The organism is Dinghuibacter silviterrae, from assembly GCF_004366355.1.
In the GTDB taxonomy this organism is placed as follows: Bacteria; Bacteroidota; Bacteroidia; order Chitinophagales; family Chitinophagaceae; genus Dinghuibacter; species Dinghuibacter silviterrae.
On record NZ_SODV01000001.1, the window covers coordinates 2,089,276 to 2,104,149 of the forward strand.

Below are 14,874 nucleotides of genomic sequence, written 5' to 3' on the forward strand. Positions count from 1 at the left end.
GGGCCCTTTCGGGGGCCTTCCTTTAACTTCGTCGCATGAAAAAATGTCTCATCCTCCCGTTGGCCCTCCTCGCCACGGGCGTCTTTGCCCAGTCCAACCACGTCCTCATCCAACCGGGTGACAGCAAGGCCGACATTATCCGCAAGGCCGCGAACGTCGTCCCTTCGCCCCGGCAACTGCGCTGGCAGGAGCTGGAGCTGACGGCGTTTGCGCATTTCGGCATGAATACGTTTACCAACCGGGAGTGGGGGACCGGGAAGGAAGATCCCCGGACATTCAACCCCGATCAACTGGACGCGCGCCAGTGGGTGCGGGTGTTGAAGGAAGCGGGTTTCAAACAGTTGATCATTACTGCCAAACACCACGACGGGTTTTGTTTGTGGCCCAGTGCATATACCGAACATTCCGTCAAGAACAGCCCTTATAAGGGAGACGTTGTGAAAGCGGTGGCCGACGCCTGTCACGAATACGGGGTGGGTTTTGGCGTTTACCTCTCTCCCTGGGACAGAAACAATCCCGACTATGGGGACTCGGAAAAATACAATACCTACTTCATGAACCAGCTGACCGAGCTCCTGACCCACTACGGGCGCGTGGACGAAGTCTGGTTCGACGGCGCCAACGGCGAAGGCCCCAACGGCCGGAAGCCGGTCTATGACTTCAATGCCTGGTATGCACTCATCAGGAAACTCCAGCCCGCGGCCGTCATCGCCATCATGGGACCGGACGTTCGCTGGGTGGGGACAGAGTCCGGTTATGGACGGACAACCGAATGGAGCGTCATCCCCGCGGATGCCAACATGTTGAAGAAGATCGCCGACAATTCCCAGAAAGACGCGGCCTACGCCCCTGCGGGAGACAAGACCGCTGAAGACCTGGGGAGCCGCGACAAGATCCTTGCCGCCCAAGGCCTGGTCTGGTACCCGGCCGAGGCGGACGTATCCATCCGGCCGGGTTGGTTTTACCACGCGGACCAGGATTCGGAGGTGAAAAGCGTCGACAAGCTGATGGACATTTATTTCTCCTCCGTGGGCCGGAACTGCACCCTCCTGATGAACATCCCGCCCAATACCCATGGGTTGATCAGCGACAGCGACGTCACCCGCCTGAGGGCCTGGGCGCTTGCGCGCAACGCCATCTTTGCGCACAACCTTGCGGCGCACGCACACGTGACCGCCAGCAGCGGGCAGCATGCGGCGGCCGTGCTGGACGACAAGTACGAGACGTATTATCTCTCCGGCGATACGACGGCGACGCTGCAGTTTACACTGGCGAAGCCCACCGCGTTTAACGTCCTGCTTCTTCAGGAAGAGATCACCGTAGGGCAGCGGATAGAATCCTTTGTGCTCGAATATAAAGACGGAGACGATTGGAAAGAAATCACCCGGGGGACCACGGTGGGGTACAAACGCCTGCTGCGCTTTCCCTCCGTGACGGCCGGCGAAGTGCGGTTACGCATCCTGTCTTCCCGGACGGAGCCGACGCTCGCGGCTTTCGGTTTATACGCGGCGCCCGGCGCGGAGTGAACCCGGCCGCGGCGCGTCGTACGCTAGGCGTGCCCCGCCCTCGCCCTGGAGAACTGTTGGTTCGTCATCCCCAAAAAGGTCGCCACGTGACGGGCCTCCGCCCGTTCAAGCACCAGGGGATGATCCTGGACAAACTGGACATAGCGCTCCGGCAGGGGTGTCGTGAGCAACTCCATATAACGGTAATACCACGCGATAAAATCCCGTTCGACGAGGGTCCGTACCAAGTGTTCGATCGACGGGTGGTCCCGGGCCAGCATACCCAGCACCGCGTAGGGAAGCAGGAACAATTCGGTGCGCTCCATGGCCACAAGGCTGCAGCGGACAGGTCTGCCGGTGAGCACGGGTGGAAGGTCGGCGGCAAAGGCATTGTCGAAGTAAAATCCTTCGGTCACCTCCCGCCCCTCGCGCAAACGGTATTTGCGTAGGTATCCTTCCGAAATAAAAGCCAGGTGGTGCGCGCTGTCTCCTTCCCTGATCCAGGGCTGGCCCCGCTCCAGACGAAGAATGCGGATCGTCTTTGCCAGGGCCATCTGTACCTCTTTCGCCAGCGGCACAATGTCGTTGATGGTGTTGAAAAAGTCGTTCAAGGGGCAGCCTTTGTATCTAAAAAACGATGGCTTGTCGCCGAAAAGAGGGCTCGTTGGGCTTATAGTTTTGTTAAAGGGCTGTCGTACATTTATCCCATGAGACTTACCCTATTTCTGATCGCCTTTTGTACAGCAGTTACTACCAACGGCCAGTCCATCACGCTGTCCATCGGCCCTTCGCAGCCGGTGGGTGCTTTTGCCAGCCAGAACGGAGCGCAGGAAGGTGCCGGTCTCGCCCGGATTGGCGGCGTATTGGACCTCTCTTATCAACACCCGTTGCACGGGGGACCCTTTGGGTTTTCCGCGGGGTTAAGGGCCCGGCTGAATCCGATGAACGAAGACGCGAACCTGGCGTATCCCAAAAGCCGGGATACGGGGTATACCTATACCGTGGACAAAACATCGTGGGAGGCAGGAGGGATTTTTGTGGGTGCTTATTATAGGAAAGCGCTTTCGTCAAAGCTCTCTGTCGAGGCGGGCGTATCGGTCGGCGGTGTCTATACCGTCCTGCCGGCCCTGAGCGCCACCGGGTTGCGGAAGTCGGTCCTGTACCCCGGCAGCCAGGACTACCAGACCGTCCGCGCGAACAAGGCACACGCGCTGGCACCCTCCATTTTGCCGAGGTTGGGGATCCGTTATCCGCTGACCTCCCATTTTTCCTTCACGCTTCATGCCGCTTTTTGTTACCTGCGGCCTACGTTCAAAAACATAACGGAATGGGTCGAGTCGACCCAGGGGCTCAACGTTCCCGGGCTGTATTCTTTTGCCAACTCCGCCGGTCCGATTATCGGATACGACCAAACCCGGAACATCACGCAAAGCATGTGCACGGTGGACCTGGATGCGGGGTTGTCCTTACGGTTGTAACAGCGCGTCGAAGAGTATTTCGATGGGGTGCATTGCTTTTTTCTCCGCCCCATCCTTGATCTGGTGACGGCAACTGGTGCCGGGGGCCGCGATGAGCACCTCCGGGGCGGCGCTCCGCACGGCCGGCAGCAACACCAGTTCCCCGATCTTTTGGGACAGGTCGTAGTGTTCCCGCTCGTACCCAAAGGATCCCGCCATGCCGCAACAACCGGAAGGGATCGTTGACACGGTGTAGTTCTTTGGTAATGACAGGAGCTTGACCGACCCCGCCACGGACGTCAATGCCTTTTGCTGGCAGTGCCCGTGTAATTTGATTTGCCGGGTCCCCGTCGTGAACTGTTCGCTGCGGATATGCCCGCGGTCGATCTCCCGGGCGATAAAGTCGTCGATAAAGAAGGTATTCCGGGCAAGGGTGCGGGCGGTGTCCAGTTGCTCGTCCGACGCCAGGTCTATGTATTCATCCCTGAAGGTGAGGATGGCGGAAGGCTCGATCCCGATCAGGGGTGTTTCCTCCGTGACGAGCGGGCTCAATAAGCGGATGTTTTCCTGGGCGATGGTCTTGGCCTTACGGATCAGGCCTTTGGACAGCCAGGTGCGGCCGCTCTCCAGGTGTTCGGGGATGATGACTTCATAACCCAACCTTTCCAGGAGCTGGATGGCCTTTATACCAATGGCGGTGTCGTTGTAGTTCGTGAATTCGTCGCAGAACAGGTACACCTTGCGCCGCGCCACGGTGTCCCGCCGGTGCTTCGCATACCACGCACGCAGCGTCGTCTTATACAGTGTGGGCATCGATCTTTTTTGCGCAAATCCCGACACCTTTTTGATCAGCGACCCGGTCAGCCGGTTGGTCACCATAAAATTATACAGACCGGGCGCTATCGCGCCCAGGGCCGCGGACCGGGAAAATTCCGCGATCAGCTTCGCCCGGAATGGCACGCCGTTGGCGTCGTAGTAGTGTTGCAGGAACTCGGCCTTGAGTTTGGCGACATCCACGTTCGACGGGCACTCCGACTTACAGCCCTTACAGCTCAGGCAAAGGTCCATGACCTCGTAAATTTCCTTATGATCGTACCGGTTGGCCTTCGGGGACCGCGTCAGAAACTCGCGCAGGATGTTGGCACGCGCGCGGGTCGTATCTTTTTCGCTCCGGGTCGCCATGTAGGAGGGGCACATCGTCCCCCCGCTCAGCTGCGTTTTCCGGCAGTCTCCCGACCCGTTGCATTGTTCCGCGGATTGCAGGATGTCGTTGCCTTCAAAGCGGAAGATGGTAGGAAAAGTGGGTGTATGCTGCCCAGGCGTATACCGCAAATGCGTGTTCATGGGCGGGGTATCCACGATCTTGCCCGGGTTGAAAATACCCTGGGGGTCCCAGGTCTTTTTAACCTCGCGGATCAAGGCGTAGTTCTTTTCCCCGACCATCTGGCGGATGAACTCGCCCCTTAGCCGTCCGTCACCGTGTTCGCCGCTCAGGGAGCCCTTGTACTTTTTGACAAGGGTGGCGATTTCCTGGGCAATTGTCCGGAACATCGCGTTGCCCTCCTCCGTTTTGAGGTTCAGGATGGGCCGGAGGTGGATCTCCCCGCTGCCTGCGTGGGCGTAGTGAACCGAATAAAGACCGTAGCCTTTCAGGATCGCGTTAAACTCGCGGATGTATTCGGGAAGCTCCTGGACGTCCACCGCGGTATCCTCGATGACCGGGACCGCCTTGTTGTCTCCGGGCATGTTACCCAGCAGACCCAGCCCTGCTTTCCGCAGGTTCCATACTTTTTTGGTATCCTCACCGAGCAACAGGGGGAAATGGAAACCGAGCCCTTCCGCCCGCATATCCGCTTCCACCTTTGCCGCCAGGGCGCGGACTTCGTCCACGTCGTGCCCCCGCAGCTCCACCACCAAGATGGCCCCGGGATCACCCTGGACAAAAAAACGGTTTTTGCTTTGTTCGATATTCCCCTTGGTACATTCCAGGATATAATGGTCGATCAGCTCGCTGGCCGTCGGGTGGTACTTCAGCGCAATCAGGTTCGCCCTCAGGGACTCGTCCACGGTATTGAAATGGACGCACAAAACACCCGCCTCCCCCGGAGGGAGCGGGACGACATTGAGCTTGATCTCGGTGATAAAGGCAAGGGTGCCTTCCGAGCCCGCAATGAGTTTGCAAAAGTTAAAGTCAGGACCGCCCAGGGTAAACGGCGCGGTGTTCAGCAACACGTCCAGGGCATACCCCGTATTCCTTCTTTCGATCGAAGGTTTGGGGAATTCCCGGCGAATCTCGTCCTGGTTATCGGTTTGACTGAGCAGCCGGCGTACCGTCCGGTAGATGTTGGCCTCCAGGGTTTCTCCTTCGCATTTGGCATGAAAGGCGTCGATATCCAGGGCTTTGAAAACGGTCTCGGACCCGTCGCTGAGCAAGGCCTTGACTTCCAAAAGGTGCTCCCGCGTACTGCGATAGACGACCGAATTGGAACCGCAGGAATTGTTCCCCACCATGCCGCCGATCATCGCCCTGTTGGCGGTGGACGTCTCCGGTCCGAAAAACAGGCCGTGCGGTTTGAGGAACATATTCAGCTCGTCGCGGATCACCCCCGGTTGTACCCGTACCCAGCGCTCTTCCTTATTCAGTTCCAGGATCTGCGTAAAGTTTTTGGACACGTCGACGACAATCCCGGAGCCCACCACCTGTCCGGCCAGGGAAGTACCCGCCGTACGGGGGATCAGGGAAACCCCTTCGGTCCGGGCGAATGAAATAAGCTTGTGTATATCGGCTACGGTTTTGGGGATGGCTACGGCCAAAGGCATTTCCCGGTAAGCGGAGGCGTCGGTGGCGTATAGGGTCCGCATCGCAGTGTCGTCATACACAAAACCCTCCATCTCTTCACCCAATTGCTTCAGTTTCGTCGTCATTGCTAGTAAATCTTCAAAATAGAGGTTAAAATTATGGAAATTATCTACGAGACGCCTTTGTAATTTAGCGGCCATGAAAGCCGCCCTCCTCGTTCTGACCGCCGCGCTCCTCTTTAGCACCGCGAACGCCCAACGCATTGCACCCGATGTCCTTTTCAATGGTGCACTGACCATCCAGCCCATCAACCACGCCACGATGGTGCTCACCTACAAAGGAAAGACGATCTATGTGGACCCCGCCGACGCCAGCCTCCTGAGCGGGCTGAACGACCCCGACCTCATCCTCGTCACCGACATCCACGGCGATCACTACAACGCCAAGGCCCTCGCGGCAATCCTCAAGCCCTCCACCATACTGATCGTCCCCAAAGCGGTAGCCGCGCTGCTCCCCGATGACCTGAAGGCCCGCGCAACCATTTTGAATAATGGGGAAAACATCAGCAAGCTCGACATCGGCATCACCGCCATCCCCATGTACAACCTGCCCGAAAGCCCCACCGCCATGCACACCAAGGGCCGTGGCAACGGCTACGTACTGCGTCTCGGTTCGCGCAACCTCTACATCTCCGGAGACACCCAAGGCATTCCCGAAATGCGCGCCCTCAAAAACATCGACGTCGCCTTCGTGTGTATGAACCTTCCCTATACGATGGACATCAAAGAAGCTTCCGATGCCGTCCTCGCCTTCAAACCCAAGATCGTATACCCCTACCACTACCGGGGACAGGGTGGCTTTGCCGACGTGGCCGGGTTCAAAACGCTTGTGGCCGCGGGAGACCCCTCTATCGATGTGCGTTTGAGGAGCTGGTATTCCTCCCAGGGCAAGTAACCTGCATTAACGTCCTGTTTGAAAAATTAATGGTTATGGATTAGAAAAAACTGGTATATTTACTGGCTGCCCTATCGTGTGCAGCACCCTCGGAATCCAAATACCCTAATGAAGACGTATGCGATACGTTGTCCTTTTGCTTATCTTCTGTATCTCCTTCGGCGTCCTTGACTCCGTGCCACACTACAGTGCCCGGACGGGCGCTGCCTACATAACGCACGCTCCCATTACCACCCTGCTCACCACCCCCATACTGATCACCCCGGAACCCGGTCTTATTAACCGTGCCCACCACCGGCCCCCCCTCCCCCGGATAGGCCGCCGTAGCACAAAGGCTGTGTCTGAGGATCTTTTGCATGGGATTGTCGAGCCGGGGGAGACGGTGCCTGCGGCGCCTTCCACCCTGAGCCGGGAGGCTTCGCCGGAGGCGCCGGCGCGTGGGGATTCGGCGGGGGCCGCCGCGGCCTTCGGCGCTGCGCCATCCGCTGCCGCACCGCCCGCCGCCATCGCGTCCACCACTACCGCGTCCGCCGCCACTGTGCCTTCCGCCGCCACTGTGCCTTCCGCCGCCACTGTGCCTTCCGCCGCCACTGTGCCTTCCGCTGCCGCGCCCTCCGCTACCGCACCTTCCGCTGCCGCACCTTCCGCTGCCGCACCTTCCGCTGCCGCCGCATTGGACGCCCCTGCCGCGCCCTCTACCGCTGCCGCGCCCTCTGCCGCTGCGCCGGATCCCACTGTCGCGAGCGAGCTTTTCGCCTCCGACCTGACCGCACCGTCTGTCACCACGGCGCCGTTTGCCGCGCCCTCCGCGCCTGAATCCCGCCTCACACTCGCCGCACTGGCGGCGCCGTCAGCGCCGACGCTCCGGGAATTTGCCCGGTCTGCGGTAGACAGAACCGGGACGCCCTTCTTTCGCGACACCATCCGGAACCTGCTGATGAACCCTGACGGCATCCGATTTGGGGGGATGGCAGGGCTAAACTGGTCGGGCGCTTCCGCCTCGGGAGCTGCGGGAAAAATCGGGGGACGGACGCTGACCGGGCTTACTTTAGGCGTCTTTGCCGATGTGCCCCTGAAAAAGAAATTATCCCTGCGGCCCAAGGCCCAGTACGCCTACCAAGGGTATCAGGCCGTAGTGAGCGGGCAACCCGTCAATATCCATGTGTCCTATTTTCATACGGCGCCCGACCTCGTGTATCATACGGATTGGATGCAAAGGCGCTTTTTTGTAGGGATGGGGCCCTATGCGGCCTACGCGGCAAACGGAACCTTTACGCTCAAGGGAATCAATACCGATATGACCTTTGGCAGCGGGGCCGGGGCAAACCTTCGCCGGATGGACTACGGGGTAGACGGAACGGCCGGGTTGCTCATGGACAGGAACTTCGTCATCAGCACGGAATTTGACCTGGGTGCCCGGAACATCGCGCTGGGAGATACGCGCATCCATACCCGGAGCGTGATGTTGACGGTTACGTATGTTTTCCGGAACCGGTCGCTGTTTTGACCGCGTCGCGGTACTTTCGTCCTTTCTTCAGACCTACTGTTGCCAATAACCCGCTGGTCTGCGTCTTTACCCAATAATTAAACACGAATTTTTCCCGGTCCCTTTCGATATAGATGGGAGCAGGTGATGTATTGGTGCCGGGCAAAAGCAGGTTGATCAGCAAGGATACCGCACGCCTGCGCCAGCCGCGTTTATTGAGCAGGCTAACGGTCAGCCCTTTGTAGTAAAAATGCATCGTACCATAGGCGGCGTATTTGTTACCCCTCCACCATGCAAAAACCGTATCGACTCGTCCCCCATTGATCTGCACCGCGGCTGCGGGCACGGATACCACGGAAAAACGGGTAAGGTCCATTGGTCCCGAGGTGACAGAGGCTGTAAAAAAGGAAAGCGAATCGCCATAGGCTTCCCGGTAGGAAAAATGATGGATGCGGCCGCCCAGGAGGCTGCCGCTGGCCTCCAGGCGAAGGGTGTCGCCGCCGGAATCGCGCCGGCCGCCGCCATCGCCGCGGGCGCCGCCAAAATCGCCGCGGGCGCCGCCGGAATCGCCGCGGCCGCCCCCACTGCGCAAGTGCGTCACCACCCCATGGATATCATCGATGGGAATGGTGCTCCACTGCCCGGTGGAAGCGGAGCGCTCGTGGTACGTGACGCTGTCGTGTTGCAGCAGCACGGTATCCACGCTCAAGGGAACCTTAAGCTTTTCGAGGAGCCGGGTAGGCATCGGTTTTTCGATGCCGTGACGGAACGGAATGTTTTTGTCCCTGACGGCGGACACCGTGGCTCCGCTGACCACTATGGATCGGACCCGGTAGGTGGAATCCCCGCCAGGTTCGGGAAACCGGATCCCGTTCAAGGTCACGGCTTGTCCCCTCACGGTTACGTAGTCGCCTTGCCAGCGGGCTTTGGCAAAGGTTTCGGCCTGGCTGAGCCGGGGCAGGAGCGAGAAGACATCCAGGGACAAACGACGGTCTGCGGCAGCCCAGGAGAGGTGCGCGGCGCTTGCGCGGATTTGCGGGCTGGTGTACACGACGCTTCCGTCTTGCAGGGTGACGTCACTCAATAATGTTTGCCAGCGGAGGGGCATACCCTTGTACAGGTGCATGGTGTCATGGTGAAAGATACCCGACAAACTTTCTGCCGTCACCAGTTGGTGGCCTTGGTGATACGCGAGTGTGCCGTTATCCCACAACAGGTGGATACTGGCGGTAACAACACCTTCCGCGAGGTGAACATCCGTCATCTGGCCGCCGACGGCAGCCTGGACCCGGAGCGTGTCCTTCAGGCCTGTGTAGGTATACCGGAGCGTTCCCTGCTCAAAACGAAGAACGCTGGCCGACAAGTGGCTAAAGTCGGTGGAGTGACATCGCATATCCAGGTGAATGTCGGGGAGACTTGCTAAAAGCGCCGGTGTTTGCAGGCGCAACCCGGACAGGACGATCCCTTCATCGGCGTCAAAAGATCCTGCCCCCACATGGACCAGCGAACCGGCGCTAAGACCGGTAAAACGAAGTCGCGCATGGTCCCAGGCGAGGAAGCGTCCTTCCGAACGGAGCCCGCTGAGGTCGATGGGTTGGATGGTGGTGTATATGGGTGTCCGGCCGGAGGGCTTTCGTACCACGATGCGGTCGATGCGAAGCCTGCCGACATGGAGGTCGGGCAACGCGCGCGGAGCGCCGGGGGCGCCGGCCGGGGCCGCACCCGGGGCCTGGCCTCGGGCCCCGCTGGCGCTGCTGTCCCGCACGATCAGTGTTTCGATGTGCAGGGAATCAAACCGGATAGCCCTCGTCCTTTGGTAAGCGTCCCAGTCCAAAACTTTCCATCGGATGTTGTTCGCCTGTATATCCAGGCCGGATGTCGTGGTGAAGCGGGCGTGATCGCCTGTGCTGAGTTGCCGGAGGCCATCGAATCGGTAGCCGTGTACGGTGACCGAAAATGTAGCCGACGACAGGTTCATGTCGCCGATCTGCCACTCAGGGATGGCGTGTTTGATGTCGACGAGGCTGTCGCTGATGAAAAACTGGTTGAGCAGGATGTGGGTGCTGAGACCGGTGACGTTCCCCTCCATGCGGCCGGCCGACCGGTAGTGGGCGGAGCCGCGGGTAATCCGGAAGTCGGCGACGTCAATGAGTTCGCTGACGTTGTGCAGCGTCTTATAAAAGAGCGCCAGCTTGGCGTCCGAAGGAGGAGCAAGCGGGGCGGAGGCGCCCGCCGGGCCATGAGGGGCCCCGCCGCCCGCCGGGCTGCGCGGAGCCGAAGCGCCCTTGAGCGCGCCGCCCGGACCGCGGTCTGAAAGGGCCGCAGCCGTCGGTGAGCCGCCTGGGCTGCGGGGCGCCGAAGCCGCAGCCGCCGGGGCGCTGCCCATGGCCGCCGCGCCAAGCGCCACCCCACCCCGATCCTCCATAGAAATACTCGGCTCCTCCAGCTCCGCGCCGGAGGCGCGAATGTGCCGCTGCAGCAAGTCGCCGAGGCTGATGTGGCGGAGCACCAGCGCGGGCGCCTGGAAGCGAACGTCCTTATCGGACCGTCCGGGGAGGGTGGGGGCGTAGACGACATCCCGGAATACGGCGTCTTCCCCGTGGATGGTAAAGTGGCCGATGGAGAGTTTGTAAAGACCATCCTTGGTAAGGAAGCTGATGGAATCAAGCTTGATCCGGACGCTGTCGGTGACCAGGGTGGGGTCGTGGAGCGGGTTGATGTCGAGGTTGAAGACGCTCAGGTTGACCTTTTGTGTGGAAGCGCTGGACTGTTGTTTGCCCTGGAACGCCAGCGCCCCGTCGATGACATCGATAAAACGGACGTTGATGTGTTTGAACAGGCTGTTTTTATATCGAAGCTGACCCAGCGTGTCTTTGGGGGGCTTTTGCCCGTTATAGGCGGGTAGGGAAAGTACCGGGTTGACAACGGTCACGGTGTCGAGCAGCAGCTCTTCCTTCTGATAGATGGCGGGCAGGTGGCGGGAGTTGAAAAAAAACTGGTCGGCCGTCAGGACGATATCGCGGCTTGTATCGGAGTGCTGCCGGAAGGTAAAGGAATCCAGCTCGAAACGCTGCCCCCTGCTGTTGAACCGGAGGCTCGCGAAGTCGATCTCGTTTTTGCCGCCGGCAAAGGTCCAGTGCTGGGGGCCCATGAAGAGGGCTACCTTGTCCGACCCGAGCAGGTGGCTGTCCACGTTATTGACGCCCGTAAAGTTGGACACGGACAGGTTGATGTTGTCCCCGTGCAGGGGTTGGAGGTGGTTGGGGTCCCGGTAGGTAAAGGATGCTCCTTGCAGCGAAAAAGCGTGGACATTGAAATGAACGAGGGCCTTGTCAAGATAATCCAGGATGTCCGATGCGCGGAAGTCGGCGTGGGTTTTGCGGGGAAGGGTTTTGTATACGTGCAGGTCGATGTCCGGCCGGTAGATGGAGAGGCTGTCGACGATGAGTTTTTTCTGGAGAAGGAGGGTTTTCCAGGAGGTAATGGACAGGTAGATTTTCGGGATGCGCACGTTGTACCAGGCGTCGGTGTTCAGGGTGTCCCGGCAATACAAAACGGCGTCTTCCAACTGGATGCTGTGGTGTCGAAATGAAACGTGGACGCTCCTGGCGTCAAAGACATACCGCCCTTTCGATTCCTTGTCGACGAGATACCTGAGGCTGTCTTTGCTGCGATAGACAAGAAGGAACCAAACCAGGCCGACACCCACCGCCAGGAGGAGTAGCGGCAGAAAGATCACCAGGTAGACGCGTCTCATAATTGTGTTTGCCCTTCGGGCGGACCGCCGGAGGCGATCCAGGAACTATAAATTTAGCTTAACTTTAGAAACAACCTGTAGGTTATGGACAAATATCTTCAGGGAGGTTCACGTAGTGCTATTGAGTCGATTCTGGTCTTGCTGCTCCTCCTGGCCCTGATGTGGGCCTTGTATGACGTACTCAGGGCTTTTTTCGGTGTCCTGACCTTTGCGCTGATCTTTTCCGTGTCCTTTGCGGGCCCGTTTGAAGCCATGGTTCGCCTGTTAGGCAACCGGCGGAAGATAGCGGCCGTGATCTATTCGCTCCTCCTCCTGGGTATCGTGGCCTTGCCGTTTATGTACATCATCGCCGCCTTGAGAAGTCACGTCAAGGATGCCATCGTGTGGATCGAACAGATCAAGGAGAACGGTCTTCCCCCCTTGCCGCACTGGATCCAGCGCCTGCCTTATGTCGGCGACGAGCTTTCGAGCTTCTGGCAGGAACTGCAGGACAGCCCGAAGGACGTGATTGCATCGCATAGTGAACAATTGAGGGGCGCCCTGCGCCGCATCCTGACCAGCGGGGCGGGGATGCTGGGGACGATCTTCCAGTGCATCACGGGGATCGTGGTGTCGGCCTTCTTCCTGGCATCGGGAGAAAAGGCCCTCGACCCCATCAAAAGCGCCCTGACGCGTCTCCTCGGCCGAAGGGACGGCTTGTCTTTGCTTCGGGCCACCAACCAGGCCATCAAAAGCGTGTCCATCGGCGTGATGGGGACGGCGTTTATCGCCGCGATCCTTTCCTGGGTCGGTTTGACCATAGCAGGGATCGGGTTTGCGATCATGCTGTCGGCGCTCGTTTTTTTCCTTGTACTATTACAACTCGGCCCATTGATCGTCTGGGTACCCCTCGTCATCTGGTCGGCGACACAAGGCCACCCGGGGACGACGGTCTTCCTGATCATTTACGGCATCGGTCTGCTGGTGGTAGACGCCTTGCTCAAACCCGTGCTGATCGCCAAAAGCGGGGGGCGGATCCCCTTCCTGGTCCTTTTTATCGGCGTGATCGGCGGCCTGGCGTCCTGGGGGTTTACCGGGATGTTCAAGGGCGCGATCATCGTGAGTGTATTTTACACCTTGTTTACTTCCTGGCTTGAAAAGCGGCCGGAGCGGCCCCTGAAGCCCGCGCGACCGGCGTCCTGATTTTTTTCGTACCTTGAGGTCTACCGTTCACCAAACAAAAGGAGGTATTCATGAAACAAGCAGCTTATTCATGGAAACGTCCCGTTAGTATCGCCTAACCAGGATTTTTCATTCGATAACTGTGGCGCGGAAGAGCGCCTGAGGCCAGGGGCAAGACCCTTGGCCTTATTTTTTGCGCGAGGCTACAGCCCGTCGAACACAAACTGCTCCTTGACGGGCGCCTTGCGCGGCAACATCTCCGCGCGGCTGGCCGCCTGATAAACAAACGACGCGACAATAATCGCCGCCTGTTTAAGATCCTCCATCCGGAGATAGTCGTACGTATCCATGTTGGTATGGTGGGTCTTGGACTCATAGTCCAGGGGATCCTGGATAAACTGGAACCCGGGGATGCCAACCCAGTCGAAACCGAGGTGGTCGGTGGAGCCGGTGTTGTGCATCGACACGGTGGAGGCGCCGAGGTCCTGGAAGGGGGCGAGCCAGGCTTCGAAGATGGGCTTGACGGCGGCATTGCCCTGGGCAAAGATGCCGCGGATACGGCCGGTGCCGTTGTCGAGGTTGAAATAGGCGGATACCAAAGACTGCTCGGGCTTGAGGTTGCCGGTTTGGGCGTTGCCAAAGTGGTTGAGGACATAGTTGTACGAGCCAAGGAGGCCTTGTTCCTCGCCGCTCCAGAGGGCGATGCGGATGGTGCGTTTGGGGCGGAGGTGGAGCGAATCGAGGAGTCGAACAGCTTCCATCATGACGATACATCCGGCACCGTTGTCGGTAGCGCCGGTGGCGGCGGCCCAGGAGTCGAGGTGACCGCCGAGCATGACGACCTGGGCCTTGAGGGTGGGGTCGGTGCCGGGGATCTCTCCGATCACGTTGTAGCCCTTGGTGTCGTCGGTGTTGAAATGACCGTCTATATTCAGGTTGAGCTCTACGGGAATACCGGCGGCGAGCAGACGCTTGATCTTGAAGCCGTCCTCCGATGAAATGGAGGCCTCTGGGAGGTAGGCGGGCTCGTCGAGTTTATAGCCAAAAAAGTCGTCGATTTCTATGGTCCCGTCCCGGCCCTGACCGTATGCGTACACGATGGCGACGGCGCCGAAGGACTTGGCGCGGTACCTGGCCTTGTCGCGCGCGCGGAGGAAATTCAAAAAGCCGTCGATCTGTGGACGGGTGATCATATACTCATCGTGCATGTCGGCGAGCTCCTTGTCGGTCAGACGGGTCGAAAAGGCGGCGGTATCGTCGGGTTGGTGTTTGTCCTGCGACCCGGCCACCAGGAGGATCTTACCCTTCAGGTCGGCCCGGTGTTGCTCCATCCATGCTGAATCCACCAAATGGCCCATCGAGAGCGTGTATACAGGGGCGTGGATTTCCCCGGGGGTATTGGTGCTCCAGGGGAGGGGGTAGCCTAAGACGTAGCCTTGATAAGGGGCACGCATCGATATATTGAAATTCCGGATCTCCCATCCCCGTCCATACGTTCCCCAGGGTTCCAGGGCCGTGTTTTGTAAGCCCCATCCCTTCATCGTGGCTGCCGCCCAGCGGGCTGCCCGGAAAAAGCCGGGGGAATTGGTCAGGCGGGCGCCCGCCACATCCGTAATGTGGAAGGCTATATCGGGGATGTGGGAGTCTGCGGTTTCGGCCTCGCGGATCATCCGGAAGGTAGCGGTATCGACGGTTTCCTGCGCAAAAAGCGCCAGGGGAGATAAGAGTAGAAGGACAAGCAGTGTTCTCATAGG

General features: G+C 59.3%; 9 protein-coding genes. 5 read left to right on the forward strand and 4 right to left on the reverse strand.

Annotated features, from left to right (window positions below):
• The first annotated feature begins 35 nt into the window (after window positions 1–35).
• Complete coding sequence (locus tag EDB95_RS09360) at window positions 36–1,526, forward strand: alpha-L-fucosidase (protein ID WP_133992929.1); 1,491 nt, start codon at window positions 36–38, stop codon at window positions 1,524–1,526.
• Window positions 1,527–1,549: 23 nt separating this feature from the next.
• Here EDB95_RS09360 and EDB95_RS09365 read toward each other — a convergent pair whose 3' ends face one another.
• Window positions 1,550–2,116, reverse strand: coding sequence for a Crp/Fnr family transcriptional regulator (locus tag EDB95_RS09365; RefSeq protein WP_133992931.1), 567 nt, complete (start codon window positions 2,114–2,116; stop codon window positions 1,550–1,552).
• Between the two features lie 96 nt (window positions 2,117–2,212).
• Here EDB95_RS09365 and EDB95_RS09370 point away from each other — a divergent pair, with 96 nt between their 5' ends.
• Window positions 2,213–2,983, forward strand: coding sequence for a hypothetical protein (locus EDB95_RS09370; RefSeq protein WP_133992933.1), 771 nt, complete (start codon window positions 2,213–2,215; stop codon window positions 2,981–2,983).
• Here EDB95_RS09370 and EDB95_RS09375 read toward each other — a convergent pair.
• On the reverse strand, window positions 2,972–5,887 hold the full coding sequence (locus EDB95_RS09375; RefSeq protein ID WP_133992935.1) for an FAD-binding and (Fe-S)-binding domain-containing protein: 2,916 nt from the start codon (window positions 5,885–5,887) through the stop codon (window positions 2,972–2,974). The genes EDB95_RS09370 and EDB95_RS09375 overlap by 12 nt on opposite strands.
• A gap of 73 nt (window positions 5,888–5,960) precedes the next feature.
• Between EDB95_RS09375 and EDB95_RS09380 the strand changes: the two genes are divergently transcribed.
• Both EDB95_RS09380 and EDB95_RS09385 read left to right on the forward strand, forming a co-directional pair.
• Window positions 5,961–6,716 carry an MBL fold metallo-hydrolase gene (locus tag EDB95_RS09380; RefSeq protein ID WP_133992937.1) on the forward strand — a complete coding sequence of 252 codons (756 nt, stop codon included), beginning with the start codon at window positions 5,961–5,963 and terminating at the stop codon, window positions 6,714–6,716.
• A 118-nt stretch (window positions 6,717–6,834) separates the two neighbouring features.
• The gene (locus EDB95_RS09385; RefSeq protein ID WP_133992939.1) at window positions 6,835–8,223 is read left to right on the forward strand and encodes a porin family protein; all 1,389 of its coding nucleotides are present in this window, start codon (window positions 6,835–6,837) and stop codon (window positions 8,221–8,223) included.
• Here EDB95_RS09385 and EDB95_RS09390 read toward each other — a convergent pair.
• A complete protein-coding gene (locus tag EDB95_RS09390) occupies window positions 8,189–11,959 on the reverse strand; it encodes a hypothetical protein (RefSeq protein WP_133992941.1) in 3,771 nt (1,256 codons plus the stop codon). The two genes, EDB95_RS09385 and EDB95_RS09390, sit on opposite strands and share 35 nt — an antisense overlap.
• A gap of 84 nt (window positions 11,960–12,043) precedes the next feature.
• Between EDB95_RS09390 and EDB95_RS09395 the strand changes: the two genes are divergently transcribed.
• Window positions 12,044–13,141, forward strand: coding sequence for an AI-2E family transporter (locus EDB95_RS09395; RefSeq protein WP_133992943.1), 1,098 nt, complete (start codon window positions 12,044–12,046; stop codon window positions 13,139–13,141).
• A gap of 182 nt (window positions 13,142–13,323) precedes the next feature.
• On the opposite strand, the gene EDB95_RS09400 is transcribed toward EDB95_RS09395, so the two are convergent.
• Window positions 13,324–14,871: a M20/M25/M40 family metallo-hydrolase gene (locus EDB95_RS09400; protein ID WP_133992944.1), complete on the reverse strand. Its 1,548-nt coding sequence runs from the start codon at window positions 14,869–14,871 to the stop codon at window positions 13,324–13,326.
• Between the last annotated feature and the right edge of the window lie 3 nt (window positions 14,872–14,874).